A 26325-nucleotide genomic window follows, 5' to 3' on the forward strand; every position below is an offset into this window, starting at 1 on the left:
CGTCACCCTCCCCAAGCCAAAGGCAAAAGGACCCTGCAATGACCACTATCTTCGACCCGGTGAAGTTCGGCGACATCGAACTGGCGAACAGGATCGTCATGGCGCCGCTGACGCGCAACCGCTCTCCCAAGGCGACGCCGAACGACCTCAACGTGACCTATTACGAGCAGCGCGCCACCGCCGGTCTGTTGATCACCGAAGGTACCCCGATCACTCAGCAGGCGCAGGGTTACGCCGACGTGCCGGGCCTCTATTCTCCGGAAGCCGTCAGCGGCTGGAAGAAGGTGACCGACGCCGTTCACAAGAAGGGCGGCAAGATCGTTACCCAGATCTGGCATGTCGGCCGCGTATCCCACGTCTCGCTTCAGCCGAATGGCGGCGCGCCGGTTGCTCCTTCGGCCATTCCGGCAGGCGGCAAGACCTACATCATCAATCCCGACGGCAGCGGTGCGTTTGTCGAGACCTCGGCTCCCCGCGCGCTGGATACTGCCGAGATCGCCGGCATTCTGGAAGATTACCGCAAGGGCGCACGCGCCGCGATCGATGCGGGCTTTGACGGCGTCGAAATCCATGCAGCCAATGGCTACCTCATCGAGCAGTTCCTGAAGGAAGGCGCCAATCAGCGCACCGACCAGTATGGCGGTTCGATCGAAAACCGCGCACGCTTCGCTCTCGAAGTGGTCGACACGGTCACCAAGGAAATCGGTGCCGGTCGTGTCGGCATCCGCCTTTCGCCGACGACGCCTGCCAACGGCATCACCGAGACAAAGCCGCAGGACGTCTACAACTATCTGGTCAACGAACTCGGCTCACGCGGCTTGTCCTTCATCCACGTCGTTGAAGGTGCGACCGGCGGTGACCGCGACTTCACCCAGGGCGACAAGCCGTTCGACTATCATGAACTGAAGAACATCTACCGCAAGGCGAGGCGGCACCGGCGCCTGGGTGGTCAACAACGGCTACATCAAGGACAGCGCAGAAAAGGCCGTCGAGAGCGGTTATGCGGACGCGGTTGCCTTCGGCAAGCTGTTCATCGCCAACCCGGATCTCGTCGAGCGCTTCAAGGACAACGCGCCGCTGAACGAGCCTGACAAGGCGACATTCTACGGTGGCGGTGCCAAGGGCTATACGGACTATCCGTCGCTCCAGGTGGTCGCCTAAATCCTGCTACTCCTGGGGCCGTCTCGTACGGCCCCAGTCGTTTACATCATCACGGGCAAGGCACGCTACGCAAAGGCAAGCGCAAGGTGAAACTGGCACGTGACCAGTTTCCGAAAGGACCGGCTCCGTGCAGTGAGGCGCCTATCGCGCTCCGGCCTGCTCTTCGTCCTGGACCTCGGCTTCCGGCCGATCACCGCCATCGCTATGCTCGGTGTGCCAGACGCCCTTGTCGTCCTGCCAGCTGATCTCTTCCGGCTCTCCGCCGACCTGCTGTTCCGCAGCGACGATCCGCGCCGCCTGCAGCGCATCCGAATGGGTCGGGAAAGTCTCGGAATAGACGTCTCCGAGCCGGTAAGCCCAGCCGCCATCATGCGGAACGACCTTGTAAACGACCTTGCTCATAGTTCCTCCTTACGCGTGGCCGCATCACTGTTGATTTTTGGGCTACGGCTTCTGAATGGAGATGCGAAAGACCGCAGCGAGGTTCCAGGCCACGAGCGAAATAATGTCATCATCATACAAATTGCGCAAACATCTCCCGGCATCGGGTGCCACGACTTGATGCGGCCAGTCGACGCGTTAGATCTCAACCGCAAACCGGAGATCCACCGTTGAAGATATTGTCGCTCGTCAGGCAGGAGGCTTTCCTTCTTGTCGCCCTCGCCGTCGCGCTTGTCGCCTACTTGTTCGAGCATGCCGTACTTGAAAGCGGCAAGGCGATGTCGCTCGTCGCAGCAGCGGTGCTGATCGGCGTCATCGTCCTCGCCTCGACCCGTGTCGCGCACCATGCGGAAATTCTGGCCCACAAGGTCGGAGATCCCTATGGCACGATGATCCTGACCCTGTCCGCAGTCGCGGTCGAGGTGCTGATCCTGGCGATCATGATGGGCAGCAGCAACTCCCCGACACTGGTACGTGACACGATCTATTCGGCCGTCATGCTTGATATCAACGGCATTCTCGGCCTCGCAGCCCTTCTCGGCGGGTTGCGGCATGGCGAGCAGATCTACAACGACGATTCCAGCCGCACCTACAGCGCCATGATCCTGACGGCGATGGGCATCTCGATGATCGTCCCGGAATTCATCCCGGAAGCGAAATGGCACTACTATTCCGCCTTCACCATCTTCGCGATGATCGCGCTCTATGCGCTCTTCCTGCGCATGCAGGTCGGCCCGCACAGCTATTTCTTCAGCTACAGCTATGGCCGCACGCCTCGGCCAGCGCAGGCATCCCAGGCGATGTCATCGGCACCGGGCGCATCACCAGCGTCCCAAACGGCAACCGGTGCCGCCACCGCGGCGCCCGAAACACCTGTGCATGCGGAAGCCGAGGCGGAATCTGCAACACTCTCGATCGCCATCATTCTCGTCGGCGTGCTGATCATCGGATTCCTCGCCGAATTCATGTCCGCCTTCCTGAATACCGGGCTGGAAGGCACCGGTGCGCCCCTGCCCTGATGGCCGTGGTCGTGGCTGCGATCTCCGCCGCGCCCGAGATCCTGACCGCCCTGCGCGCCGCGCTGCGCAACCGCATGCAATCGGTTGTCAACATCGCCATGGGTGCGTCGCTCTCCACCGTCATCCTGACGGTCCCGGTCATGGAGGGCATCGCGCTTTATACGGGCCAGCCCTTCATCATGGCGATGACGCCCGTCCAGACGGTCATGGTCGGCATCACGCTGGTGGTGGCGGCGATCAACCTCAATGACGGCCAGACCAACGCGATCGAAGGCATGACACATTTCGTTCTCTTCGCAACCTTCGTCATGCTGACGGTCCTGGGTTTGTAGAAAGGCAGCAGGCTCAACCTTTTGGCGTGCCTTGAAACGGGACTTCGTCGCGATACTTCCATTCGGAAAGTCTAAAAAATTGGGAGATTCTGACCATGGGTATTTTCGACAAGATCAAGAATGCCATTTTCGGCCGCGCCGAGGCAGCCGACGTAGAGACGACGCCGGCCGCGGGTGCAGCTCCGACCCCACCCGCCGCGTCACCCGCGGCGCCGGCACCGGTCACGCCCACGCCTGCCAAGACTGCGGCACCGACACCCTCGGCACCGATCGACGTAGCGCCAATCTTAAATGATGCCGTCGCCAAGAGCGGCCAGAAGCTGGACTGGCGCAAGTCGATCGTCGACCTGATGAAGGCACTCGATCTCGATTCCAGCCTCGCCGCCCGCAAGGAACTCGCCGACGAGCTGGGTTATACAGGCGCGAAAGACGGTTCGGCCGAGATGAATATCTGGCTGCACAAGGCGCTGATGAAAAAACTCTCCGAGAATGGCGGCAAGGTTCCCGCCGAACTGCTCGATTGATCGGTCTCGAGTGACGCCCAATCGAAAGCCCGCCCACAAGGCGGGCTTTTGCTGCCGGCCGAAGGCAGCACCTTTTAATAAAATAATCTTGAACGGCGCGTGTTCGGCTCAGCGCGCGAGGCGCCCTATCTCGTTGCGACTGGCCGGCCCGCTCCCATGACGAGCAGTGCCGACAGGAAGCCGACACCGCACAACACCTCGTCGAAGGGAGCATCGATGAACCGCCTCAACCTCATCCTTACCAGCACGATCCTTGCGGCAGCAGCAATCGCCGGCCCTGCATGCGCGCAGACGGCCAGCCAGCCAGCCGAGACCGGCCGCGCCAACGCACCCGACCAGAAGCCTGCCTTCGAAAACCAGACGCGCGCGCCGCAGCCCGCCGCGATGCCGAAGATTGCCACCGAGGTGGTTGCGGAAGGCCTGCCGCATCTATGGGCGATGGAATTCCTGCCGGATGGACGGATGCTGGTGAACGCCAAGGAAGGCAAGATGCATATCATCTCTGCTGACGGTAAGGCCGGGCCTGAGATCGAGGGCGTTCCGGAAGTCGCGTTCGGCGGACAGGGCGGCCTGCTCGACGTGGCACTGGCTCCCGACTATGCGACGTCGGGCATAATCTTCTTCTCCTTCTCCGAGCCGCGCGACGATGGCAATGGCACGTCGGTCGCCTCGGCAAAACTCGTTGCCGACGACAACGGCGGCGGGAAGCTGGAAAACGTCAATGTCATCTTCCGCCAGACCCCGACCTATGACGGCAACAAGCATTTCGGCTCGCGCCTCGTGTTCGGCCCGAGCAACGAGCTCTATGTCACTGTCGGCGAGCGCTCCGACAGAGAACCGCGGGTCCAGGCTCAAGAGCTTGCGAGCGGTCTCGGCAAGGTCTTCCGTATCGACATGAACGGCAAGGCGCTGCCCGACAACCCCTTCGTCAACGAGGAAGAAGCCCTGCCGGAAATCTGGAGCCTCGGTCACCGCAACATGCAATCCGCAGCGCTGGACGGACAAGGCCGCCTTTGGACGGTGGAGCACGGCCCGAAGGGAGGCGACGAGTTGAACCTTCCCCAAGCCGGCAAGAACTACGGCTGGCCGGAAGTAACCTATGGCGTCGAATACAGCGGCAGCGCTGTCGGTGAAGGGATCACCGAAAAGGCAGAGACCGAACAGCCGGTCTATTACTGGGATCCGGTCATCGGCCCGTCCGGCATGGCTTTCTATGATGGCGACGCCATTCCCGAATGGAAGGGCACCTTCCTCGTCGGCGGCCTTGTCAGCCAGGGCGTTGTCGTTCTCCATCTCGATGGAGACAAGGTTTCCCATGAAGAACGCGTCGATCTCGACGCGCGCATCCGTGACGTGAAGGTCGGCCCGGATGGCGCCGTTTATGCCGTCACGGAAACCCGCGGTGGCGAATCGAGCATCATCAAGCTCACCAAGGCCTAAGCCAACATTATCGCGTATGAAAAAGCCCGCCGTTTCCGGCGGGCTTTTTGGTCGTATCTCGCGCTGCTTACTTGCAGGATGCGCAGAAGCGCTGGATGCGCTTGCAGGCTTCCTCGAGCAACTCCTCGGAGGTCGCGTAGGAGATGCGGAAGTTCGGGCCGAGGCCGAAAGCCGATCCGTGGACGACGGCAACGCCTTCTGCTTCCAGTAGCTCGGAGACGAAGTCCTCGTCCGTTTCGAGGACCTTGCCCGTCGGCGTGGTCTTGCCGATCAGGCCGGCGCAGGACGGGTAAACGTAGAAGGCGCCTTCCGGCTTCGGGCACACGAGGCCGGTCGCCTGGTTCAGCATGGAGACGACGAGATCGCGGCGACCTTCGAAGATCGCCTTGTTCTTGGCAACGAAGTCCTGCGGACCATTCAGCGCTTCGACCGCAGCCCACTGGGCGATCGACGACGCACCCGAGGTCTGCTGACCCTGGATCATGTCCATGGCCTTGATCAGCTCGATCGGGCCTGCGGCATAACCGATACGCCAGCCGGTCATTGCATAGGCCTTGGAAACGCCGTTCATTGTCAGCGTGCGGTTATAGAGCTTCGGCTCGACCTCGACAGGCGTCGCGAACTTGAAGTCGCCGAAGGTCAGGTGCTCGTACATGTCGTCGGTCAGGACCCAGACATGCTCGTGCTTCAAGAGCACGTCGGTCAGGGCCTTCAGCTCCTCGGCGCTGTAGGCTGCACCCGTCGGGTTGGACGGCGAGTTGAACAGGAACCACTTGGTCTTCGGCGTGATGGCGGCTTCAAGTTCGGCAGCCGTCAGCTTGAAATTGTTCTCCTGCTTGGTGACGACCGGAACCGGCGTACCGCCGCACAAAGCTACCATTTCCGGATAGGAAACCCAGTAGGGAGCCGGGATGATGACTTCATCACCTGCATTAAGAGTTGCCATGAAGGCATTGAAAAGAATCTGCTTACCGCCAGTACCGACGATCGTCTGTTCCGGCTTGTAGTCGAGGCCGTTCTCGCGCTTGAACTTCTCCGCGATCGCCTTGCGCAGCTCTGGAATGCCGGAAACCGGCGTGTACTTGGTCTCGCCGCGATTGATGGCGTCGATTGCGGCCTGCTTCACGTTATCCGGCGTATCGAAATCCGGCTCGCCGGCGCCGAGGCCGATCACATCCCTGCCCTTCGCTTTCAGGTCTCGTGCTTTTTGCGAGACTGCGATGGTGGCGGATGGCTTCACACGGGAAAGGGCATCGGCAAGAAAGGCCATATCTATCGGTCCTGGAGGCTGTTGATCGGTGCGGAGGCACAGGCGCATCCGCCGACCATGCTGTATGTCGAATGACGCCAGCGGTTTCAAGCGGAAAGCTTGAATGATTTCCATCAATGTGAGTGATCAGATGGCGGAGAATTGGCGAATTTGATTACATCTGCACGCTTTCGCCTGCCCGATCCGGTCATCGTGAACAAAGAATTGACGTCCCGCTTCCATCGCTCCGATGCTCGACCGGCAAGTACAACTGGAAGCGTGAGAGAGCGGCACAACGGGCCGCAGGCTATACCCTGAGCCGCCTGCACTTACAGTCGTTTAAGTTGCCGTCGGAGCGCATCGAAAACAGCCGGTCCAATATGACACGACTGTAACTTTGGTGTCCCAGAACGGGACATTTGCCAATACAATCAATGATGGTTGACGATATACTGCAAGCCGGACATTGCCTCAAAGGCGAAACGTCTTGCGTTTCAACGCCTTCAGCCGATCTCGAATTTTCAACCCATCGGCGCACTGTAGCAAAACTTTTTCTTGCCAATTTTCGATAAACACAGCAATCTGCCGACGTTCGGGCAATTTACGAGCATGGGAAGACCTATAAAAATGCGATCCGAAGGCGCCAAAACTTCGGGCGGGGACTGGGGGCAACTTTTTTGAGCTATTCCTTTTCGCCGCGGTAACACAGGGACCCTTTCTTAAAACTGCCTGCCGCCGCCCCTCGGGGCAATAATGTTGTGCTGTCCGCCGCTGAACACGGACAGAGAGAAAAGGACCTGCTGCATGGCCGAAACTGGCACTGTAAAATTTTTCAATACTGACAAGGGCTTCGGCTTCATTAAGCCAGATAATGGTGGCGCCGATATCTTCGTCCATATCTCCGCCGTACAGGCATCGGGCTTGTCCGGTCTGTCGGAAAACCAGAAGGTGAGCTTCGACACGGAGCCGGATCGCCGCGGTAAGGGCCCAAAGGCCGTTAACCTGCAGATTTCTGGCTAAGAGCCTAAGGCTTGACCCAAGTTGAAGCCCGGCAGATTTGCCGGGTTTTTTTGTGCCTGCATTGTCCCGTTTCGGAGAAAGTCAGCTAGAGCCCCTGAAGATAGGGATTGCCCCTGCGTTCGTCGCCGATGCGGCTGCCCGGGCCGTGCCCGCAGAGAAAGCCGATATCGTCCCCGAGTGGCAGAACCTTGTCACGGATGGATGCCAGCAGGGTCGCATGGTCGCCACCCGGCAGATCGGTGCGCCCGATCGACCCATTGAACAGCACGTCGCCGAGATGAGCGAATTTCTGCGTCGGATTATAGAAGATCACGTGCCCCGGCGCGTGGCCCGGGCAATGGTAGACCTCGAAGACATGACCGCCGAAGGACACTGTATCGCCGTCGCAAAGCCAGCGATCCGGCACAAGGTTTTGCGCCTCCATGGCAACGCCGAAAGACCGGGCCTGCATCTCCAGATTTTCCAGAAGCGGCAGGTCGGCTTCATGAGGCCCGATGACCTGGACGCCCAGGGCCTTGCGTAGCTGAGAAGCGCCCCCGGCATGGTCGATATGACCATGGGTGATCCAAATTTCCTTGATCGACAGGTTGTTTTCGCGGATCGTAGCCTCGATTACCGGCACGTCGCCACCCGGATCAATCACCACGCCTTCGCGGGTCTCGTCGTCAAAAAGGATGGTGCAGTTCTGCTGGAAGGGCGTGACGGGTATGATCCCGGCTTGAAGTTTTCCCATGGCCTCCGACTTTCGCGCGTGTTTCGCGGGGTATAGCGCCTGATGGGAAAGAATGCAGCCCTAGGGTCAAAACTATTCGGCCGCGACGACCATGTAACGGGCATCGGCGGCAACCGGCGGGGCGAGCGAAGCAGTGGCGATGAGAAACGCGCAGACTGCGAGTTTCAGGGTAAGGACAGTGACAAAGACGGCGCGCAGCGGGTGCGGCTTAGGTTCGTCAATCGTAATCGGCGGAATGGAAGAATAGGTCTCGGTCATGGCGGGTGCTCTCCGATCTGTCTGGCGGTAATAATGAGTTTTTCATCACTAAGTTCCCGTCATGTTATGGAGATCCCGCAATCAATGCTTGGAAGATACGCGCACTCCGCATTTGGATGCCGCGCAGGATCGGTTAAGTTTTCGAAGCTTTCCAATCACGTTTCGTTGCCGGTTTGCGAACAAATTCTGTTGATTGTTCAAGCCGATCGCGCTTTATCGAGACCGAAGGATTACAATCGGTGGCAGTAAACGACTGCCCTCGGCGACGAGCCTTGAAGACTGGCCTGCAGAAAGGATCCGTACGTGTCTCGAGCAATGGCGGCAAAGCCCGTCAGGAAAGCCCAGCCTCCCTTGCCGGCTGTCGATGAGAGCCGGATAGACTTCGAGACGATCGAGCTTTTCTTCTTTGCCTATCGCGACTTCATTTCCGATCCAGATGCCATTCTCGCGGGCATCGGCATGGGCCGAGCCCATCACCGCGTCGTCTATTTCGTCAGCCGCCAGCCCGGACTGATGGTGAGCGATCTCCTCGATATCCTGCAGATCACCAAGCAGAGCCTGTCGCGTGTGCTCAAGCACCTGATCGAGGCCGGCTATATCCGGCAGATGGCGGGCGCCAAGGACCGGCGCGAACGGCGCCTTTATCCGACCCTTGCTGGCCGTGAACTATCGCTTGCCCTATCTGAGCCGCAATCTCTGCGCATCGCCCATGCGCTGGAAGGCCTCAAACCGGAAGCCCGCGAGGCCGTGAAACAGTTTTTAAAGCAGATGCGCGGCCGCGATCAAAGCCTGCCGCCCGTTCATGACGACGTGGAATAGGATGCCGCAATGACGAAGATGCCACCATCCGACGACGCCCCTCACCTTCTGATCGTGGATGACGACAAGCGCATTCGCGACCTGTTGAACCGCTATCTGACGGAACAAGGGTTCCGGGTGACGATTGCCGCAGATGCAGCCGAAGCGCGGCGCAAGCTGGAAGGCCTGTATTTCGACCTGATCATTCTCGACGTCATGATGCCGGGCGAGATCCGGCCTGTCGCTCACGAAGGCGCTCTACGAGAAGAAGACGATCCCGGTCATCCTGCTGACGGCGCGTGTCGAGGCGGATGCGCGTATTGAGGGACTGGAAGCAGGGGCTGACGATTATCTGGCAAAACCCTTCGACCCGCGCGAACTCGTCCTGCGCATCAACAACATCCTGCGCCGCAGCGCGTCCGACGCGCCGAAGATCGAGCAGGTCATCTTCGGGCCGTTCACTTTCTCGATCTCCCGCAAGGAGCTGCGCCGTGCGGCCGAAACCATTCGCCTCACCGATCGCGAGCAGGAAATCATGCTATTGTTCGCCACACGCGCCGGCGACACCATCCCGCGTCATGAACTGATCGGCGACGATTCCGATGTCGGCGAACGGACGATCGACGTGCAGATCAACCGCCTGCGCCGCAAGATCGAGGAGGATCCGGCAAACCCGGTCTATCTCCAGACGGTCCGCGGCATCGGCTATCGTCTGAGCATCGACTAGCAAGGTGGAGCGGCAGAGGAAGCGCCAATGGCTCTTTTCGAAACGCTGAGGCAGAATGTATCGGCCGTCGCCCTGCCCGGCTGGCGGCCCTTCACACGCTGGCTGCGCCGGAGGCTGCCGACCGGCCTCTACACCCGCTCGCTGCTCATCGTCATCCTGCCCATGCTGCTGCTGCAGACGGTTGTCGCCGCGGTTTTCATGGAGCGCCATTGGCGCATCGTCACGGAGCGTCTGTCGGAAGGTACCGTCCGTGACATTGCAGGGATCATCGAGGTCATCCGCTCCTATCCGCAGGATGCCAATTACGACACCATCACGCGGATCGCCGACGAGGCGCTGAACCTCACCATCGCGGTCGAGGCCCAGGGGCAGTTGCCGCCACCGCGGCCGCGGCCCTTCTTCTCGATCCTCGACGGCATCCTGTCCGACCAGATCACCCAGCAGATCCGCATGCCTTTCTGGCTCGACACGGTCGGCGACAGCCGGCTTGTCGAAATTCGCATCAAGCTCGACGAACGGGTGCTGCGCATCTTCGTCAGAAGAGGCTCAACCTACGCCTCCAACACCCACATATTCCTGGTCTGGATGGTCGGTACTGCCTTTGTGCTCGTCCTGATCTCCATCCTCTTCCTGCGCGGGCAGATCCGCCCGATCCTCTCGCTTGCGAACGCCGCCGAGAGCTTTGGCAAGGGCAAAAGAACGAGAGCTTTTCGCCCAAGGGCGCCGACGAGATCCGGCGCGCGGGTCTCGCCTTCATCCTGATGCGCGAACGCATCGAACGGCAGCTTGAACAGCGCACAGCCATGCTGGCGGGCATCAGCCACGACCTGCGCACCATCCTCACCCGCTTCAAGCTGCAACTGGCGCTCGCCGGCGACAAGCCGGAACTGTCCGGCATGACCGAAGATGTGGACGACATGCAGTCCATGCTCGAGGGCTATCTCGCCTTCGCCAAAGGAGAGTCGGAAGAGGATTTCGGCACCCTCAGGCTCAGCGAGTTGCTTGAGCGCTTCCGCAACGATTTCGAACTGCGCGGTCGGCCGCTGACCTATGAGATCGAGGGCGGAGACGAGATCGCCGTACGCCCCAATGCCTTCACGCGGCTCGTCGCCAATCTTGTGTCCAACAGCGAGCGCTACGCCAAGACGCTTCACATCAACGCCCGCCACAGCGCCAAATGGCTGACTCTGACACTGGATGACGACGGCCCCGGCATTCCAGAGGCGTCGCGCGAGGAAGTGTTCAAGCCCTTCTACAGGCTCGACGAGGCACGCAATCTCGACGCCTCCGGCACCGGCCTCGGCCTCGCGATCGCCCGCGACATCGCCCGTGCCCATGGCGGCAACGTCACACTTGGGGAAAGCCCAAGTGGAGGATTGAGAGCAGTGGTGCGTATTCCGGCCTAAGGATCTATCGCGATCGCCGCGTCGGTTGCTGCACGAGGGCCTCATTGAATCTCGTCTTCTCCGCCCTCTGGTTGAAAAGCGACCGGTGGCGCGCCAGCTATAGGGGCCGACCACTGATGGGTTACCAAGCAGGAAGAGGACACAGGCCATGTCGATTGACCCTATTCTTTTCATGGGCGGTTCAGGTGCAATAGGACGCCAGACTGCAAAAGCGCTTCATGCGGTACATCCCGAGATACCGCTATTGATAGGCGGGCGCGATCTGGAGAAAAGCGAGAAAGCCGCCCGCGAGATTGGTCAGGCGGAGGGCGTGGCGCTCGATACAAGTGCCGATGACCTCGGCCTCGGTGACCGCGCGGTGAGCGCCGTTGCAGTCTTCTACTCCGACGAGCGCGCCGCCGGCCTTCGTTTCGCGCAGGCACGCGGCATTCCGCATCTGGGCATATCGGCAGCAATCTACGAGATCGCCCCCGACGTCGCGAACTTCATGCACAAGCCTGGCGCCGCGCCGATCGTCTTCGGTGCCGAATGGCTTGTCGGCGCCACGACGATCCCGACGCTCGATATTGCAAAAGCGTTCGGCAGCGTTAGCGACATCGTCATCGGCGCACTGGTGGACGAGGAGGATGGCGGCGGGCCTGCAGTTGCCGCCGACTTCGAGCGCATGTCCCAGATGATGCCGGCCGCGTTTACCCGTCGGGACGGCGCCTATATCTGGCGCGATGGCGACGACGCCAAGACCGAGTTCTCGGCCATCGACGGAACCCGGATAGAGGCATCCGGCTTCTCTTCCATCGACGTCGTCGGCCTGGCAACGGCGACAGGTGCGCCGAATGTTCAATTCAATCTTGCAACAGGCATCAGTTCCAGCCGCCGCCGCGGAGAGCCGAAATCCACGGAGATCATCATCGAACTGACCGGAAAAGATCGTGACGGCCAGGCGTTGCGTACCCGTCATGCGGTCTTCCATCCTCAGGGAGCGGCACCTCTGACGGCACAGGGAACGTCGATGATCCTTGAAAGGCTACTCGGCCTGGACGGCAATCAGCCCACACCTGCCGGACTCTATTTCCCCTTCCAGGTGCTCGACCCCAAAGCCTATCTCGCTCGGCTGAAGTCGGCGGGCGGGAGTGTTACGGCGTTGCATCCATCGTGACCATGGCGTGCACGCCTCTCCGGGCGGCGACCATGTCTGTGCGACGGACATGGTCCAACTCGGATGAGCGTCTGCTGAGAGTATTTTTGAAGTGTCGACGAACTGTCTCGCCATGCTGGTCATCAGCCGTCGCTGGCCTTAGGGTCGGTATGGATGATTGCGGGAAAACTTGAGGTGGACCAAAAATGAGCGGCGAAAGACACCAGCATAATGCGGCCTGCCACTGCGGTTCGGTCAGGTTCCGGGTCAGGCTTGCGGATGAGTTCAACACGATCCGCCGTTGCACCTGTTCCTTTTGCCGGATGCGCGGCGCCATCGCCGCCTCGGCCGAGCTTGCCGATATCGAATTCATCGGGGGCGAAAACAATCTCACGCTCTATCAATTCAACACCGGCACCGCGAAACACTATTTCTGCAAGACCTGCGGCATCTACACCCATCACCAGCGCCGCTCGAATCCGAACCAATTCGGCATAAACGTCGCCTGTATCGAGGGCGTAAGCCCGTTCGACTTTGCGGAGGTTCAGGTCGTGGACGGCGTCTCGCATCCGTCCGATACCGGTTCCACATCAAGGATCGCCGGGATTCTGAGGTTCGATCCGACGACGTGAGATGAGGTTTCAGAGCAGCTCTCAGCCGCTCACATCATCTTGCGGCCGTTCGGCACGCCTTGCTCGACGGCGGCGAGAACGATAGCGCCGTTCTCGTCCTCGAAGCCGAGGGTGAGGACTTCCGAACGCACCGGGCCGATCTGGCGTGGCGGGAAATTGACGACGCCGAGGACCTGGCGACCAATAAGCGACTCCAGCGTGTAGTGCACGGTGATCTGAGCGGAGGATTTCTTGACGCCGATCTCCGGCCCGAAGTCTATTCTGAGCTTAAAGGCGGGCTTGCGCGCTTCCGGGAAGGGTTCGGCTTCGATGATCGTCCCGACGCGGATATCAACCTTCTCGAAGTCGCCGAACGTGATCTCGTCTGCCATGCTCTCAGCTTCCCAGTTCTTCTGCCCGTTTGCGTGCGGCGGCAATCGCCTCGTCGAACAGCGGCTGCATGCCACCGTCCGCCATCAGCACAGAAAGTGCCGCAGCCGTCGTGCCGCCCGGCGACGTCACGTTCTTGCGCAGCTGCGCCGCCTCGTCAGTGGATTGATGGAGCAGTTCGCCCGCACCGGCGACGGTCTCGCGGGCCAGCCGCATGGCGGTATCCGCCGGCAGGCCGAGCTTGCGGCCGGCCTCGGCCATGCACTCGACGAGATAAAAGACATAGGCCGGGCCACTGCCCGACACGGCCGTGACGGAATCGATATCGGCTTCGGTCGCGACCCATTCGACAGGGCCGCTCACCTTGAGCAATCCGTCGACGGCCTCACGCTGCGCGTCCGCGACCTTTTCGTTGGCAAAGGCACCGGTGACGCCGCGGCCGATCATCGCCGGCGTGTTGGGCATGGCGCGGACCATTGCCGCGTCGCCCAGATGGCTCTTCATGTAGGAAAGCGTCTTGCCGGCTGCGACCGAAACGACGACCGTATCGTCACCGACGATCGCCTTCAGCGGCGGCAGCACCGTATCCATCATCTGCGGCTTGACCGCGAGGAACAGGATATCGACTTTGAGCCCTTCAGGAGCAGCCGTCACATGCTGCGCACCGGCGGCGGATATTTTGGCCTTCATCGCGTCGGAAGGCGACGGATCGATGACCGTGATCCGGTCACCCGCAATGCCTTTATCCAGCCAGCCTGACAGCATGGCGCCGCCCATATTGCCGGCGCCGACGAGAACGATCGCTCCCTTGCCGCCGGCCATGATCAGCATTCACCGACGGTTTCGAACAGCACGGCATCCAGTGCCGCCTTCGCTTCCATACCGGACCAGACAACGAACTGGAAGGCCTGGAAATAGCTCTCGCAGGCTTCGAGTGCGCTCGAAAGCAGCACTTCCACCTGCTGGTTGGTCGGCTCTGCGCCACCAGCGAGCAGCAGCGACTGGCGGAAGATGATCACGTCTTCCTGGCGCCACAGGTCGAAATGACCCATCAGCGTCTGGCCGTTCACATGCGAGAGAAGCCGGATGACTTCATTGACGCGGCTGTCCGGGATCTTGAGATCGAAGGCGCAGGCCAGATGGAGCGCCTCGAAGTCTTCCATCCAGGAAAACGAGACGTGATAATCTGCCCAGCGCCCCTCGACGGTCATCGCGATCTCGTCCTCGCCGGATCGCTCGAACGTCCAATCGTTGGAGGCAGCGACGAATTCGATCATGTCGACCGGATTCGACTGACGTTCAATTTCCAATTCCATGAGGCTCATGCGGCACCTTCTTGACCGGAATGAATGCGGATTTGCGGATACGCCAACACGCGAACACTTAACCGGAACGACACTCCCGATGATCTTACGACGCCGCCAGATTAACGCTCTCACCCTGTCTGGAGCTTACCAGTTCGTTTCGAGATCATCATTTAAAATCAGTGTAGCTAGACAGGTTCCGGTCGCTACCCCTCACCCCATTATTTCCGTGGGGGAATCACTTGCCGGGTTCGTATTCGGGATCAGAAGAGAGTCTTAACTGACTCTGCCGACTTGCTTTTTCGGCTATGTCCACAGGCTGTATTTTTCACTCGAAGACGGGTCCTTTTCTTTGGATAAGGACCGAATACGGTGTGCAGGAACGGAACAATCCTGCCGCGCAAAACAAAACGACCTCCCGCGCTACCGCGGAAGGTCGTTTCCGATTCCAAACTTCGTCTGTGAAGCGCTAATCAGCCCTGCTGATCGGAGAGCTTGGCTTCCAGCGCCTCGATGCGGGCCTTCAGCGCCTCATTTTCGTCGCGGGCGCGGGCAGCCATTTCGCGAACGGCTTCGAACTCTTCGCGTTTGACGATGTCCATATTGTTGAGGAAACGCTCGGCCTGGGCATGAAATGCCGTCTCGACTTCCTTGCGCACGCCCTGCGCGGCCCCTGCAGCATCCGTCATCAGTCGGGCGAAATCATCGAAAATGCGGTTGGTTCCGGTCGACATCTGTCATCTCCTTGCAGCCGGTCGTCTAGCGTCCGGCAAAATATCCATTGGAATGGAAGTAGGGCTAGAAACGTTCGGTTGCAAGCGCCATCCACTGCCGTGGCGGGTGATCGGCCGATTCCAGCTTGACCGCCACAATTGCCAAGGCCATGTTCCGGCCACAACGGTCTCGCCTGGAAATTACATTTGTACGAAGCACTCCATCTTCTCGCCATTCTGCCGTTTCCGAACATCGATCCGGTGGCCTTCTCCATCGGTCCGCTGGCCATTCACTGGTACGGTCTCGCCTATGTCGCGGGCATCCTGCTCGGGTGGTTCTATGCTCGCAAGCTGATCGAGCGACCGGACCTGTGGAAAGGCGACGCTGCCCCGATGACGAAGACGCATCTCGACGATTTCCTCGTCTGGATCGCGGCCGGCATCGTGCTCGGCGGGCGCACGGGCTATGTCCTGTTCTATGATTTCGCGCGCATGATCGAGAGCCCGATCCGCATCATCGAAATCTGGAACGGCGGCATGTCCTTCCATGGCGGCCTGATCGGCGCGACGCTGGCCATGATCTTCTTCGCCAAGAAGAACAGCATCCCGGTCTGGAGCATGTTCGATATCGTTGCGGCCGTCGTGCCGATCGGCCTGCTCTTCGGCCGTATCGCCAATTTCATCAATGGCGAGCTCTGGGGCCGTCTGAGCACCATGCCCTGGGCAATCGTCTTTCCGACCGGCGGCCTCGGCGCCCGCCATCCGAGCCAGCTTTATGAAGCGGGCCTCGAAGGCATCGTCCTGCTTCTGGTCCTGGCGCTCCTGATCTTCCGCTTCAAGGCTCTGCGCACGCCCGGCATCATCTCCGGCGTCTTCGTCATCGGCTATGCCTTCTCGCGCATCTTCGTCGAATTCTTCCGCGAGCCGGATGCGCAGCTCGGCTATCTGCTTGGCACCGGCTGGCTGACCATGGGCATGGTCCTGTCCCTGCCGATGGTGGCAATCGGCGTGTGGGCCGTCATCAGGGCAAAGACCGCTGCCGCCCGCATGGCGCGCGTCTGAGGCGAAACCCGTCATGAGCACGCACGCCCCAACTCCCTCGCCGAGAAGATCAAGACGCTGATCCGCGCCAACGGGCCGATCAGCGTGACCGACTATTTCGCGCTCTGCCTCGCCGATCCGGAATACGGTTATTATCGCACGCGCGAACCCTTCGGCCAGGCGGGCGACTTCATCACCGCGCCCGAGATCAGCCAGCTGTTCGGCGAAATGCTGGGCATCTTCATGGTGCATGCCTGGCAGCAGCACGGCAAGCCGACCGGCGTGCGCCTTGTCGAAGTCGGCCCCGGCCGCGGCACGATGATGGCCGACATGCTGCGCGTCATCAAGCGCATCGCACCAGCCCTGCTCGAAGACCTGAACGTGCATCTGGTGGAAACCAGCGAGCGCCTGCGCGGCGTCCAGCGCATCACGCTCGAGGCCTATTCGACCAAGGTCAGCTGGCACGACAGCTTCGAAGAAGTGCCGGAAGGCTTTTGCCTGATCGCGGCCAACGAATTGTTCGACGCCATTCCGATCCGCCAGTTCGTCAAGACGCCGACCGGCTTTCGCGAGCACCTCGTCGGGCTCGGCGCCGATGACGAACTGACTTTCGTCGCCGGTGTCGCAACCGTCGATCCGTCCCTGTTGCCGGCTCCGGCGGCAGGTATTCCCGACGGCACGATCTTCGAGCTCGCCCCTGCCCGCCAGGCCGTCATGCAGACGCTCTGCGAACGGCTCAAGCATCAGGGCGGCACCGCGCTCATCATCGACTATGGCCATATGGCGACCGGCTTCGGCGATACGCTGCAGGCGATCATGAACCATGACTTCGATCCGCCGCTGGCCCATCCGGGCGAAGCCGATCTTACAAGCCATGTGGATTTCGAGGATCTGGCGAAGGTCGCGCTCGTCGCCGGCGTCCACCTGAACGGCGGATTGCGCCAGGGCGAATTCCTCTACGGTCTCGGCCTTGCCGAACGCGCCTCGGCCCTTGCCCGCGACAAGGATCCGGCCGAGCAGCGGCTGATCGCCGCCGCGGTCGACAGGCTGGCGGGCGAAGGTGCGGGCAAGATGGGCGAACTCTTCAAGGTGATTGCCGTCTCCAGCCCGGCGCTCAAGCTTATGCCGTTCCGGCCGGTGGACTGACGAGCCCGCCGGCGGATTGACAGCGGGAGCCCTCTTGCGCCAATCTCCCCCACAAGAAACCGAAGCATTCGCGTAGATTGCGAAATAAATTCAATGGGATGAACGCCGATGCCGGGATTTGGCCTGCCGCAGCCGATTGAGAGCGATTTGCTGAACGAGCGGGCAGCCCCCGCATCCGTCATGGCTTCTTCACCCGCAAGGGCGGCGTCTCCGAAGGCATCTATGCCGGGCTGAATGTCGGCGTCGGCTCCGATGATGATCGGGAGAAAGTGACGGAGAACCGTGCGCGTGTCGCCGCGTGGTTCGGCCTTGGCACCGAAACTCTCAATACCGTCCACCAGGTCCACTCTCCTGACGTCGTTGTCGTCGACTCGAAGAGCGCGAGCGGCGAGCGTCCGAAAGCGGATGCGATGGTCACGACGGTTCCGGGCGTTGTGCTCGGCGTCCTGTCGGCCGACTGCGGCCCCGTGCTGTTTGCCGATGCCGAAAACGGCGTCATCGGCGCCGCCCATGCCGGCTGGAAGGGCGCGCTATACGGTGTGCTGGAGAATACGATCGAGGCGATGGTGACCCTTGGCGCCGACCGATCGAAGATCACCGCCGTGCTCGGGCCCTCGATCGGCCCGAAGAGCTATGAGGTCGGTCCCGAATTCATCGAAAACTTCAAGACGGTCGATCCGGGCTACGCGATCTTCTTTTCGCCCTCGGAAAAGCCTGGCCACGCGATGTTCGACCTGCCGTCCCTGACGATCAAGCGCCTGACGGACGCCGGCATCAGTGCCGCCAATCTCGGCCTCGACACTTATTCCGATCCCGACAGGTTCTTCTCCTATCGGCGCACCACCCACGCCAGAGAGCCGGATTACGGCCGCCAGATTTCCGCAATCGCGATCCGGGAGGATTGATATGGCCCTGCACTTCGAACGCGAAGAATATGCTACCCGCATGAACCGCCTGCTCGCCGCGATGCAGGAGCAGAAGCTCGATGCCGTTCTGCTGTTTGCGCAGGAAAGCATGTACTGGCTGACCGGCTATGACACGTTCGGCTACTGCTTCTTCCAGACGCTGATCGTCAAGGCGGACGGGTCGATGACGCTTCTGACGCGCTCGGCCGACCTTCGCCAGGCCCGCCAGACCTCGATCATCGAGAATATCAGCATCTGGGTCGACCGGCTGAACGCCGACCCAACGCTCGATCTCAAAAACCTCTTGAGCGAGATGGATCTGCTCGGCGCGAAGATCGGCATCGAATACGACACCCACGGCATGACCGGCCGCATCGCCCGCCTGCTCGATCACCAGCTCGCCACCTTCGGCCAGGTGAGCGACGCCTCCTACATCGTCAGCGGCCTGCGCCTTGTAAAGAGCCCGGCCGAGATCGCCTATGCGCGCCGCGCCGCCGAACTCGCCGACGACGCGCTCGACGCGGCTCTGCCGCTGATCAAGGCCGGCGCCGACGAAGCCGATATTCTCGCTGCGATGCAGGGCACGATCCTTGCCGGCGGCGGCGACTATCCCGCCAACGAATTCATCATCGGTTCCGGCGAGGATGCCCTGCTCTGCCGCTACAAGGCGGGCCGTCGCAAGCTCGACGCGAACGACCAGCTGACGCTCGAATGGGCCGGCACGTCAGCGCATTACCACGCCGCCATGATGCGTACCGTCATCATTGGCGAACCGACATTCCGTCACCGCGAACTCTACAAGGCCTCGCTCGAAACGATCCAGGCGATCGAGGAGGTCCTGCGGCCGGGTCACGTCTTCGGTGATGTCTTCGACACTCATGCGCGCATCCTCGACGAACGCGGCCTCTCCCGCCACCGGCTGAATGCCTGCGGTTATTCGCTCGGAGCCCGCTTCTCGCCGTCCTGGATGGAGCACCAAATGTTCCATGTCGGCAACCAGCAGGAAATTCTGCCCGACATGACGTTGTTCGTGCACATGATCATCATGGATTCCGAGACGAATACCGCGATGACGCTCGGCCACACCTACCTGACGACCAGCGAAGCACCGCAGCCACTCTCCCGCCACAGCCTCGATCTCATCGTCTGCTGACAACCGGCTCCGACGAGGTCGCCGAGATTGACTCCGATCGAAGGCGACCTCTAAGCTCTCGACGGGGGCAAGCTGGTCAGGAGACGGATTCGTGCGGCGTTCGGTAAGATTTCACATCGCCATCGCCGCGCTGCTGACCCTCGGACTAGTCTCGTGCACCACATCCGATGCCTTGACGCCTCAAGTCGACGTCGGCGGAGGAACGACACGTTCATCGACGCCCGTCACCCAGGCAGACACCGATCGCATGGCCGGCACCTATGCGCCGCCAGCGGTCCAGCGATCGCCCGGAGGCTACGCCACCGGTCCGCAGAATTCACTGGAAGCCCAGGCGCGGGCACTCGAGGCCGGCAACGCAGTCTCGCCCTCGTCCTCGGGGCCGCCGCCGGATTGGGAGGGCAATGAGAGCCAGCCGATACGGTCGCCTTCGGATGAAACCGTGCCCCCTGCGGCGCCTCAGATCGCAGCCCAGCCGCCGGCCGGAGGCGCCGGCACAATCCGTTTCCTGCCCATCATCGGCGCGCCCGTTCAGGCTGTGACGCCTCTCTCGCGACAATTGGGCGCAGAGGCGCGGGCTTCTGGCCTAACCATCCGCCCGTCGAGCGACAACAGCACGGAGCAGATCCTCAAGGGCTATTTCTCCGCCTTCGCCGACAGCGGCAAGGTCACCATCGTCTATGTCTGGGACGTGCTCGACAATGCCGGCGCCCGTCTCCACCGCATGCAGGGCCAGGAAACTCTTCCGGCTCAAGGTTCGGATCCATGGGCGGCCGTTCCGCCCTCCCTCATGCAGCAGATCGCCACCAAGACGATCCGCGACTACCTCTCATGGCGTCAGACCCAGGCCGGATAGCCTGTCATCGAACGCCGGAATCTATGCCGCAAGTCACACATCGTTCATAAAAAACGTGGGCAGGATGGAAATGGCTATTGCATTCGAAACCTGCGGCGGTAAAAGGCCGCCATCCAGCTTCAAAACAGGCGGACCGCAATGAAGGTTTTCGCAGGCAATTCGAACCGGCACTTGGCCGACGCGATCTGCAGTTATCTCAATGTTCCAGTCGGAAAAGCCAGTGTAAGGCGATTTGCAGACCAGGAAATCTTCGTTGAAATCCAGGAGAACGTGCGCGGGGAAGACGTCTTCGTCATCCAGTCCACGTCGTTCCCGACCAACGATCATCTGATGGAACTGCTGATCATGATCGACGCGTTTCGCCGCTCGTCGGCCAAGCGTATCACGGCAGTGCTTCCCTATTTCGGCTATGCGAGACAGGACCGCAAGGCCGGGCCGCGCACGCCGATTTCGGCCAAGCTCGTCGCGAACCTGATCACGGAGGCCGGTGCCGATCGCGTGCTGACGCTCGATCTGCATGCCGGTCAGATCCAGGGCTTTTTCGATATCCCGACCGACAACCTTTACGCCGTGCCGGTCCTGGCGCGTGACGTGAAGGAAAACTACGACCTCAACAACGTCATGGTCGTCTCGCCGGACGTCGGCGGCGTGGTTCGTGCGCGGTCGCTTGCCAAGCGCCTCGATTGCCAGCTCGCGATCGTCGACAAGCGCCGCGAACGCGCCGGTGAATCGGAAGTCATGAACGTCATCGGCGATGTCGAAGGCAAGGACTGTCTTCTGATCGACGACATCGTCGACTCGGGCGGCACGCTCTGCAACGCCGCCGAAGCCCTCTTGAAGAACGGCGCGACCAGCGTGACCGCCTATATCACCCACGGCGTGCTTTCCGGTGGTGCGGTTACCCGTATTTCCTCGTCCAAGTTGAAGGAACTGGTCATCACGGACTCGATCCAGCCTACGACGGCCGTTCAGTCCGCGCCGAATATCCGCGTCATTTCCACGGCGAACCTGCTCGGCGAAGCAATCAGCCGCACATCGATGGAATCGTCGGTCTCCAGTCTCTTCGATTGATTGGCGCAGGCCAATTCTGCCAAAGTTTCAGATTACCGCGTCGGGCCGGAAGTCGTTTTCGATTTTCGGCCCGATGCTTTAGGCTGACTATGATCAACCGGAGAGGAACCGCCATGTTTTCAATTAGAAGCCAGCGCAACAGGCTGCCGCTTCTCGTCCTGCTGCCGATGCTTTCGGCCTGCGTCGAGGGCGGTCCGCCGTCCGGCCCGGGTGGATATTATCCGCCACCGCGCCCTGAGCCCGGACCGCAGATGTGCACGATGGAGTATCGTCCGGTCTGCGGCGAACGCGGCGGCCGGTTCGAGACTTTCAGCAATTCCTGCCAGGCGCGCGCCCGCGGCTTCCGTGTTGCCAGCCCAGGCGAATGCCGCGGCCCCGGTGGATATCCGCCTCCGGGCCGTCCCGACAGGCCGGATAGACCCGGCTGGGACCGCCCGGGAAGACCGGATCGGCCAGATCGCCCGGAACAGGGCTTCTGCACCCGCGAATATCGCCCTGTCTGCGGCCAGAACCGCGGCCGCACGCGAACCTTCCCGAATGCCTGTGAAGCCCGCAATGCCGGCTTTGGGGTAATCTCCTCCGGCGAGTGCCGCCGCGGCTGACGGAAGAAATCGCTCAGCCATCCAAAACAAAATGCCGGGATCGCTGTCCCGGCATTTTGCATTCGGCAAATCCGTTGACTATGTAGATCGCCTATTCAAGGAGCCCCGCATGGCCTCACGCGACCGTTATTCCCGAAAACTCGAATGCGCCCAGTGCGGCCAGACCGGCTTTGCCGAGGTTTCGGAAACGGATGACAAGCGCGCCGGCAATCGTGATTTCCGCATCGACGAATTGCCGAAGGGCTTTCGTACGGAGTTCGCATCCGCCGACCCACGCAAATACATGATCCGATGCGGCGACTGCGGACTGAAATTCCGCTTCGAGCAGAAGTCCTACTACGCGCCGGGCGGCGAGGCCCGGCGGTAGTCTTCCTGCCGGAATTCCGCTCAAGCAGCCGCAACGACCTTTTGATCACCCATCGGTGCAGGGCGTCCAAGCAGATAGCCTTGCGCTTCGTGACATCCTTCGTCCCGCAGGATCAGAAGCTGGTCGCTGGTCTCCACACCTTCCGCCAGGACCGGGATGCGAAGCCCCTGCCCCAATGCCAGGATTGCGCGGACCATCGCCTTGGCTTCTTCGCTGCGCTCGACATCCGCCAGGAAGCTGCGATCGAGCTTGATCTTGTCGAACGGGAAGGACTGCAGGGTCTCAAGCGACGAATAGCCGGTGCCGAAATCGTCGATCGCGATCGACACGCCGAGCGCCTTGATAGCCCGCAGCGCATGAAGCGCGCGCTGCTTGTCGGCGAAGATCGAGCTCTCGGTGATCTCGAGCTCCAGACGGCTCGGCTTCAAGCCGGTTTCGAGAAGCACCGAGTGGACGATTGCCGGCATGTCGGCATGGGCGATCTGGACCGGTGAAAGATTGACAGCAACCTTGTAGCCGACTGGCCAAGTCGCCGCCTCGCGGCAGGCTTCCCGCAGAACCCATTCGCCGATCGGCAGGATGGCACCGCATTCTTCCGCCACGCCGATGAAATCGACCGGCGAAACCTGCCCGCGCTCCGGATGCCGCCAGCGCAGCAGCACTTCGTAGCCGGTAATTTCCCCGGTCGAGATCGACTTCTGCACCTGATAATGCAGATAGAACTGCTTGGCCTCAATGGCCGCCCAGAGGTCCTTAGCCATCTTGGTGCGGTCGCGCGCCGCTTCGTCCATTTCCACGTCGTAGAAGCAGACCTCACGGGAGAGCGAGCCCTTGGCGCGATACATGGCAAGGTCGGCATTGGCGATCAGCGCCTCCGGCGAATTGCCGTCATTCGGATAGAGCGCCACGCCCATGCTGGCGCCCGGCACCAGCCGGTGACCTTCGACATCCATCGGCCGATTGAATTCGGCGGTCATACGATCAAGGAACGATTGCACGTCGGCAATGTCGTTGTAGCGCATCGCGGCCACGAATTCGTCACCGCCGAAGCGGGCGAACATGTCGTTGGGACCGACCAGCTGCATCATCCGACGCGCCATTTCCTTCAGCACTTCGTCGCCGACCGCGTGACCTAGCTGGTCGTTGATCTGCTTGAACTTGTTGAGGTCGATCCCGACAACGGCAAGCTGATCGCCGCTATGGGCGGCATGCAGGACCTCGCCCTCCAGATAGCTCATGAAGGCTGCGCGGTTGGGCAGCTGCGTCAGGCTGTCATGGCGGGCCATGAAGGCGATCTGTTCCTCGGACCGGACCTGCTCGGTAATATCCTCGAAGGTCGCGACCCAGCCACCGCCGGCAAGCTCGTTGAGAGCGGTGCGGACCGTATGCCCATCATAGGTCCTGTGCAGCAGGCTCTGCGGCCCGGCCTTCATCGCAGCAATGTAACGGTCGTAGTGGGCGCGGGCGCGCAGGCTCGCATCCCTGGGATCGGGATAGGACATCTCGAAGCCCTTGCTGACGATTTCCCAATAGCTACGGCCCGGCACGACGAAACCCTCGGGGAATTTGAACATGTCACGGTAGCGGCCATTGGAGAGAATGAGTTTCTCGTCGCGGTCGAACAGGCAGATGCCCTGGCTCATGTTCTCCAGCGCCAGGTCGAGGTTCTGGGTGATGGCGGCGATCCGGTCGCTGTCTCCCTTCTGTCGTGTGATGTCGCGCGTGATCTTCGCATAACCGACGAGGATGCCGTCATCATCGATCACTGGCTGGATGACCACATGCGCCCAGAACCAGCTGCCGTCCTTGCGGTAGCGCTTGCCCTCCGCATCGAATCGACCGGTTTCACGCGCGGTCTTCAAAGCCTTCGCGGGCGCGCCTGCAGCCTGATCTTCAGCGGAGTAAAAGCGGGCAAAGTTCCGCCCGACGATCTCCTTTGCCGCATAGCCCTTGGCACGCTCGGCCCCGGCATTCCAATTGGTCACGACGCCGTTCGGGTCGAGCATGTAGATGGCGTAGTCGGTGACGCCGCGGACGAGCAGCTGGAAATTGCGTTCGATAGCCTTCGACGAACGGGCGGCCTGGCCCGACACGATCGCCGCCGCAACGCCGGATCCGATGAGCGAAAGAGAAACGACGATAATCGTCGATAGCATCAATGGCTTGGACAGCGAGCCGATCTCAATGCTTTGCGAAAGGTCGGGAACGAGCTCGACAGCGCCCATGGCAATGAAATGCATGCAGACGATCGCGAGCGATAGGGTCGTCGCGGCAAGTGCCACCGTCTTCGCCCCCTTGCCGAGTGCGATCAAGAACGCAATCGGCGCCATGACGACGGCAGCGGCAATCGCGGTGATCACGAGCGGACGCGACCACGCGATCACGCCACCGAACTCGATTGCCGACATTCCAGTGAAATGCATGCAGGACACGCCGGCGCCGAAGATCGCGCCGGCGGCGATGGCACCAAGACGCGTCGGTGCAGCGACCATTAGGAACGACGCGACGAACGTGGAAGCGAAGGCCAGCGCAAGCGAAACGAGGGTCAAAGAAAGGTCGAAGCGGAAAGCCATTCCCGGGTCGTAAGCCAGCATCGCGACGAAATGGGTCGCCCATATGCCGAATCCCCTGCCCCGCCGGCCACGGCGGCCCAGATCATCCGCGCACTGCCGCGCGTCTGCTTTGCCCGTCCGATGAACGTGACCGTCGCCAGATTTGCCATGAAGCACAGCAGGCCTGCCACGACGACAAGCGACAGATCATGCTCATAAGCTAGGCAGGTGAACACACCATACATAAGAACTTACCCCCGAAACTTGATCCTTTTTTAAGGGGCAGCGTCTTTAACAAACTCCGTACAGCTTATTGAGCACACACTTTTTTAGGTCACCATGACAAAACGTGCTTAATAGTCCCGCAAGCGCCCCCCACCGTGAGTAAGCCTGGGCGGGCGACGCACCGATAGGCTGCATCAACCTGATTGCCTGTCGCATTGACTGAGCCCTTGCCTCCCTATGCCCCTTGTATTATAGGGACCGCGTCCGCACAGACACCCTTGGAGGCAATGCGGATGGAGAGCGTCGTGAGATGCCCTCCGGTTCGAACCGGCAAATGCCGGCAGAACTCTCCAAACAACCTCGAAAGGAAATGCCATGAGCCAGGAAACTTACGTGCTCAAGGCCGAGGCGCGCGAACGGGTCGGTAAGGGGTCCTCCCGTGAACTTCGCCGCAACGGTTTCATTCCTGCAGTCATCTACGGTGACAAGCAGACTCCTCTGTCGATCGTCCTCAACACCAATGAGGTCACCAAGCGTATTCACGCTGGCGGTTTCATGACGACGGTCGCATCCATCGAACTCGATGGCAAGAAGATCAGCGTCCTGCCGAAGGACTACCAGCTCGATCCGGTCCGCGACTTCACCATGCATGTCGACTTCCTGCGCGTTTCCGCCAACACGGAAGTCAACGTCGAAGTTCCGGTTCACTTCGTCAACGAAGACAAGTCCGCGATCAAGCAGGGCGGCGTCCTGAACATCGTCCGTCACACGGTCGAGTTCCATTGCCCGGCAAACGCTATCCCGGAATTCATCACGGTTGACCTCGACGGCGCCAAGATCGGCGACAGCCTGCACATTTCGGCTGTCAAGCTGCCGAAGGGCGTTCGCCCGGTCATCACCGACCGCGACTTCACGATCGCAACGATCGTTGCTCCGGCAGCCGGCGTTGCCGACGAAGAAGAAGCCGCAGCAGCAGAAGCTTCGACCGAAGAATAAGATCTTCGGCATCAGCTCTTTGCAGAGCCCGCCCCATCCGGGGCGGGCTTTCTTGTTTTCGAGACATCCATTGCGCCGTATGACGCACCCTTAACGATGTATTTGCTTAACCCCATGAGGGAAGTTTAAAGCTTTCGATGGAAGTATGCCCCT

At 61.0% G+C, this 26325-nt stretch carries 25 protein-coding genes and 4 pseudogenes; 19 read left to right on the forward strand and 10 right to left on the reverse strand.

What is annotated here, in order from left to right:
* Positions 1–38: 38 nt before the first annotated feature.
* Positions 39–1161: pseudogene (locus tag N7E02_RS28185) on the forward strand (alkene reductase).
* Positions 1162–1302: 141 nt separating this feature from the next.
* On the opposite strand, the gene N7E02_RS28190 reads toward N7E02_RS28185, so the two are convergent.
* Positions 1303–1563: a DUF2188 domain-containing protein gene (locus tag N7E02_RS28190; RefSeq protein ID WP_286581145.1), complete on the reverse strand. Its 261-nt coding sequence runs from the start codon at positions 1561–1563 to the stop codon at positions 1303–1305.
* Positions 1564–1772: 209 nt separating this feature from the next.
* Between N7E02_RS28190 and N7E02_RS28195 the strand changes: the two are divergent.
* From N7E02_RS28195 to N7E02_RS28205, 3 genes and pseudogenes are all read left to right on the forward strand, one after another.
* Positions 1773–2953: pseudogene (locus N7E02_RS28195) on the forward strand (calcium:cation antiporter).
* Positions 2954–3048: 95 nt separating this feature from the next.
* Positions 3049–3477 carry a DUF3597 domain-containing protein gene (locus N7E02_RS28200; RefSeq protein WP_286581146.1) on the forward strand — a complete coding sequence of 143 codons (429 nt, stop codon included), beginning with the start codon at positions 3049–3051 and terminating at the stop codon, positions 3475–3477.
* A gap of 216 nt (positions 3478–3693) precedes the next feature.
* The gene (locus N7E02_RS28205; RefSeq protein ID WP_286584069.1) at positions 3694–4917 is read left to right on the forward strand and encodes a PQQ-dependent sugar dehydrogenase; all 1224 of its coding nucleotides are present in this window, start codon (positions 3694–3696) and stop codon (positions 4915–4917) included.
* Positions 4918–4984: 67 nt separating this feature from the next.
* On the opposite strand, the gene N7E02_RS28210 is transcribed toward N7E02_RS28205, so the two are convergent.
* Together N7E02_RS28210 and N7E02_RS28215 are read right to left on the reverse strand one after the other, a co-directional pair.
* Positions 4985–6187, reverse strand: a complete 1203-nt coding sequence (locus N7E02_RS28210) for a pyridoxal phosphate-dependent aminotransferase (RefSeq protein WP_286581147.1) — start codon at positions 6185–6187, stop codon at positions 4985–4987.
* A 450-nt stretch (positions 6188–6637) separates the two neighbouring features.
* Positions 6638–7063 carry a hypothetical protein gene (locus tag N7E02_RS28215; RefSeq protein ID WP_286584120.1) on the reverse strand — a complete coding sequence of 142 codons (426 nt, stop codon included), beginning with the start codon at positions 7061–7063 and terminating at the stop codon, positions 6638–6640.
* Between N7E02_RS28215 and N7E02_RS28220 the strand changes: the two genes are divergently transcribed.
* The gene (locus N7E02_RS28220) at positions 6971–7186 is read left to right on the forward strand and encodes a cold-shock protein (protein ID WP_046633016.1); all 216 of its coding nucleotides are present in this window, start codon (positions 6971–6973) and stop codon (positions 7184–7186) included. The genes N7E02_RS28215 and N7E02_RS28220 overlap by 93 nt on opposite strands.
* 85 nt (positions 7187–7271) lie before the next feature.
* Here the strand turns inward: N7E02_RS28220 and N7E02_RS28225 are convergent, their stop codons facing one another.
* The gene (locus tag N7E02_RS28225) at positions 7272–7919 is read right to left on the reverse strand and encodes an MBL fold metallo-hydrolase (protein WP_286581153.1); all 648 of its coding nucleotides are present in this window, start codon (positions 7917–7919) and stop codon (positions 7272–7274) included.
* 72 nt (positions 7920–7991) lie between these two features.
* Positions 7992–8177, reverse strand: coding sequence for a hypothetical protein (locus N7E02_RS28230; RefSeq protein ID WP_286581155.1), 186 nt, complete (start codon positions 8175–8177; stop codon positions 7992–7994).
* Positions 8178–8492: 315 nt separating this feature from the next.
* On the opposite strand from N7E02_RS28230, the gene N7E02_RS28235 reads away from it, so the two are divergent.
* The 5 genes and pseudogenes from N7E02_RS28235 to N7E02_RS28255 all read left to right on the forward strand — a co-directional run bounded on the left by N7E02_RS28235 (position 8493) and on the right by N7E02_RS28255 (position 12875).
* Positions 8493–8996, forward strand: a complete 504-nt coding sequence (locus tag N7E02_RS28235; protein WP_286584071.1) for a MarR family winged helix-turn-helix transcriptional regulator — start codon at positions 8493–8495, stop codon at positions 8994–8996.
* A gap of 9 nt (positions 8997–9005) precedes the next feature.
* A pseudogene (locus N7E02_RS28240) lies at positions 9006–9702 on the forward strand (response regulator).
* A 27-nt stretch (positions 9703–9729) separates the two neighbouring features.
* A pseudogene (locus N7E02_RS28245) lies at positions 9730–11108 on the forward strand (ATP-binding protein).
* A 148-nt stretch (positions 11109–11256) separates the two neighbouring features.
* Positions 11257–12264: a Rossmann-fold NAD(P)-binding domain-containing protein gene (locus N7E02_RS28250; RefSeq protein WP_286581156.1), complete on the forward strand. Its 1008-nt coding sequence runs from the start codon at positions 11257–11259 to the stop codon at positions 12262–12264.
* Positions 12265–12449: 185 nt separating this feature from the next.
* Complete coding sequence (locus tag N7E02_RS28255) at positions 12450–12875, forward strand: GFA family protein (RefSeq protein ID WP_286581157.1); 426 nt, start codon at positions 12450–12452, stop codon at positions 12873–12875.
* A 29-nt stretch (positions 12876–12904) separates the two neighbouring features.
* Here N7E02_RS28255 and N7E02_RS28260 read toward each other — a convergent pair whose 3' ends face one another.
* The 4 genes from N7E02_RS28260 to N7E02_RS28275 all read right to left on the reverse strand — a co-directional run bounded on the left by N7E02_RS28260 (position 12905) and on the right by N7E02_RS28275 (position 15282).
* Positions 12905–13246 carry a tRNA-binding protein gene (locus N7E02_RS28260; RefSeq protein ID WP_286581158.1) on the reverse strand — a complete coding sequence of 114 codons (342 nt, stop codon included), beginning with the start codon at positions 13244–13246 and terminating at the stop codon, positions 12905–12907.
* A gap of 4 nt (positions 13247–13250) precedes the next feature.
* On the reverse strand, positions 13251–14066 hold the full coding sequence (proC, locus tag N7E02_RS28265) for a pyrroline-5-carboxylate reductase (RefSeq protein ID WP_286584073.1): 816 nt from the start codon (positions 14064–14066) through the stop codon (positions 13251–13253).
* A 2-nt stretch (positions 14067–14068) separates the two neighbouring features.
* Entirely contained in the window at positions 14069–14569 is a 501-nt protein-coding gene (locus N7E02_RS28270) for a type III secretion system chaperone family protein (protein ID WP_286581159.1), read from the reverse strand.
* Between the two features lie 452 nt (positions 14570–15021).
* Positions 15022–15282, reverse strand: coding sequence for an accessory factor UbiK family protein (locus tag N7E02_RS28275; protein WP_286581160.1), 261 nt, complete (start codon positions 15280–15282; stop codon positions 15022–15024).
* A gap of 186 nt (positions 15283–15468) precedes the next feature.
* Here N7E02_RS28275 and lgt point away from each other — a divergent pair, with 186 nt between their 5' ends.
* The 8 genes from lgt (at position 15469) to N7E02_RS28315 (ending at position 22399) form a co-directional block, all read left to right on the forward strand.
* Positions 15469–16323: a prolipoprotein diacylglyceryl transferase gene (gene lgt, locus N7E02_RS28280; RefSeq protein WP_286581161.1), complete on the forward strand. Its 855-nt coding sequence runs from the start codon at positions 15469–15471 to the stop codon at positions 16321–16323.
* A gap of 48 nt (positions 16324–16371) precedes the next feature.
* Positions 16372–17448 (forward strand): class I SAM-dependent methyltransferase, encoded by a 1077-nt coding sequence (locus tag N7E02_RS28285; protein WP_286584075.1) that lies wholly within the window; start codon positions 16372–16374, stop codon positions 17446–17448.
* A 173-nt stretch (positions 17449–17621) separates the two neighbouring features.
* A complete protein-coding gene (gene pgeF / locus N7E02_RS28290) occupies positions 17622–18353 on the forward strand; it encodes a peptidoglycan editing factor PgeF (protein WP_286584076.1) in 732 nt (243 codons plus the stop codon).
* Between the two features lies 1 nt (position 18354).
* The gene (locus N7E02_RS28295; RefSeq protein ID WP_286581162.1) at positions 18355–19506 is read left to right on the forward strand and encodes a M24 family metallopeptidase; all 1152 of its coding nucleotides are present in this window, start codon (positions 18355–18357) and stop codon (positions 19504–19506) included.
* Positions 19507–19597: 91 nt separating this feature from the next.
* Positions 19598–20359, forward strand: a complete 762-nt coding sequence (locus tag N7E02_RS28300) for a hypothetical protein (protein WP_374730672.1) — start codon at positions 19598–19600, stop codon at positions 20357–20359.
* A gap of 138 nt (positions 20360–20497) precedes the next feature.
* Positions 20498–21430: a ribose-phosphate pyrophosphokinase gene (locus tag N7E02_RS28305; RefSeq protein ID WP_286581163.1), complete on the forward strand. Its 933-nt coding sequence runs from the start codon at positions 20498–20500 to the stop codon at positions 21428–21430.
* Positions 21431–21543: 113 nt separating this feature from the next.
* The gene (locus N7E02_RS28310; RefSeq protein ID WP_374730673.1) at positions 21544–22032 is read left to right on the forward strand and encodes a Kazal-type serine protease inhibitor domain-containing protein; all 489 of its coding nucleotides are present in this window, start codon (positions 21544–21546) and stop codon (positions 22030–22032) included.
* A 109-nt stretch (positions 22033–22141) separates the two neighbouring features.
* Positions 22142–22399, forward strand: a complete 258-nt coding sequence (locus N7E02_RS28315) for a hypothetical protein (protein WP_286581164.1) — start codon at positions 22142–22144, stop codon at positions 22397–22399.
* 20 nt (positions 22400–22419) lie between these two features.
* Here the strand turns inward: N7E02_RS28315 and N7E02_RS28320 are convergent, their stop codons facing one another.
* Positions 22420–24972 carry a bifunctional diguanylate cyclase/phosphodiesterase gene (locus N7E02_RS28320; RefSeq protein ID WP_353622861.1) on the reverse strand — a complete coding sequence of 851 codons (2553 nt, stop codon included), beginning with the start codon at positions 24970–24972 and terminating at the stop codon, positions 22420–22422.
* Positions 24973–25551: 579 nt separating this feature from the next.
* On the opposite strand from N7E02_RS28320, the gene N7E02_RS28325 reads away from it, so the two are divergent.
* Positions 25552–26172 carry a 50S ribosomal protein L25/general stress protein Ctc gene (locus N7E02_RS28325; protein ID WP_286581165.1) on the forward strand — a complete coding sequence of 207 codons (621 nt, stop codon included), beginning with the start codon at positions 25552–25554 and terminating at the stop codon, positions 26170–26172.
* Positions 26173–26325: the final 153 nt, after the last annotated feature.

This window comes from Terrirhizobium terrae (assembly GCF_030323265.1).
Lineage (GTDB): Bacteria > Pseudomonadota > Alphaproteobacteria > Rhizobiales > Rhizobiaceae > Neorhizobium.

What these genes read in the sequence shown, in the direction of transcription:
- N7E02_RS28225 (WP_286581153.1), bottom strand. Translation starts at nt 7,919, where the DNA reads ATGGGAAAACTTCAAGCCGGGATCATACCCGTCACGCCCTTCCAGCAG.
- N7E02_RS28320 (WP_353622861.1), bottom strand. Translation starts at nt 24,972, where the DNA reads ATGGCTTTCCGCTTCGACCTTTCTTTGACCCTCGTTTCGCTTGCGCTG.
- proC (WP_286584073.1), bottom strand. Translation starts at nt 14,066, where the DNA reads ATGGCCGGCGGCAAGGGAGCGATCGTTCTCGTCGGCGCCGGCAATATG.
- N7E02_RS28270 (WP_286581159.1), bottom strand. Translation starts at nt 14,569, where the DNA reads ATGAGCCTCATGGAATTGGAAATTGAACGTCAGTCGAATCCGGTCGAC.
- N7E02_RS28315 (WP_286581164.1), top strand. Translation starts at nt 22,142, where the DNA reads ATGGCCTCACGCGACCGTTATTCCCGAAAACTCGAATGCGCCCAGTGC.
- N7E02_RS28205 (WP_286584069.1), top strand. Translation starts at nt 3,694, where the DNA reads ATGAACCGCCTCAACCTCATCCTTACCAGCACGATCCTTGCGGCAGCA.
- N7E02_RS28295 (WP_286581162.1), top strand. Translation starts at nt 18,355, where the DNA reads ATGGCCCTGCACTTCGAACGCGAAGAATATGCTACCCGCATGAACCGC.
- N7E02_RS28190 (WP_286581145.1), bottom strand. Translation starts at nt 1,563, where the DNA reads ATGAGCAAGGTCGTTTACAAGGTCGTTCCGCATGATGGCGGCTGGGCT.
- N7E02_RS28250 (WP_286581156.1), top strand. Translation starts at nt 11,257, where the DNA reads ATGTCGATTGACCCTATTCTTTTCATGGGCGGTTCAGGTGCAATAGGA.
- N7E02_RS28235 (WP_286584071.1), top strand. Translation starts at nt 8,493, where the DNA reads ATGGCGGCAAAGCCCGTCAGGAAAGCCCAGCCTCCCTTGCCGGCTGTC.
- N7E02_RS28305 (WP_286581163.1), top strand. Translation starts at nt 20,498, where the DNA reads ATGAAGGTTTTCGCAGGCAATTCGAACCGGCACTTGGCCGACGCGATC.
- N7E02_RS28255 (WP_286581157.1), top strand. Translation starts at nt 12,450, where the DNA reads ATGAGCGGCGAAAGACACCAGCATAATGCGGCCTGCCACTGCGGTTCG.
- N7E02_RS28325 (WP_286581165.1), top strand. Translation starts at nt 25,552, where the DNA reads ATGAGCCAGGAAACTTACGTGCTCAAGGCCGAGGCGCGCGAACGGGTC.
- N7E02_RS28230 (WP_286581155.1), bottom strand. Translation starts at nt 8,177, where the DNA reads ATGACCGAGACCTATTCTTCCATTCCGCCGATTACGATTGACGAACCT.
- N7E02_RS28310 (WP_374730673.1), top strand. Translation starts at nt 21,544, where the DNA reads ATGTTTTCAATTAGAAGCCAGCGCAACAGGCTGCCGCTTCTCGTCCTG.
- N7E02_RS28260 (WP_286581158.1), bottom strand. Translation starts at nt 13,246, where the DNA reads ATGGCAGACGAGATCACGTTCGGCGACTTCGAGAAGGTTGATATCCGC.
- N7E02_RS28275 (WP_286581160.1), bottom strand. Translation starts at nt 15,282, where the DNA reads ATGTCGACCGGAACCAACCGCATTTTCGATGATTTCGCCCGACTGATG.
- N7E02_RS28210 (WP_286581147.1), bottom strand. Translation starts at nt 6,187, where the DNA reads ATGGCCTTTCTTGCCGATGCCCTTTCCCGTGTGAAGCCATCCGCCACC.
- N7E02_RS28215 (WP_286584120.1), bottom strand. Translation starts at nt 7,063, where the DNA reads ATGGACGAAGATATCGGCGCCACCATTATCTGGCTTAATGAAGCCGAA.
- N7E02_RS28220 (WP_046633016.1), top strand. Translation starts at nt 6,971, where the DNA reads ATGGCCGAAACTGGCACTGTAAAATTTTTCAATACTGACAAGGGCTTC.
- N7E02_RS28200 (WP_286581146.1), top strand. Translation starts at nt 3,049, where the DNA reads ATGGGTATTTTCGACAAGATCAAGAATGCCATTTTCGGCCGCGCCGAG.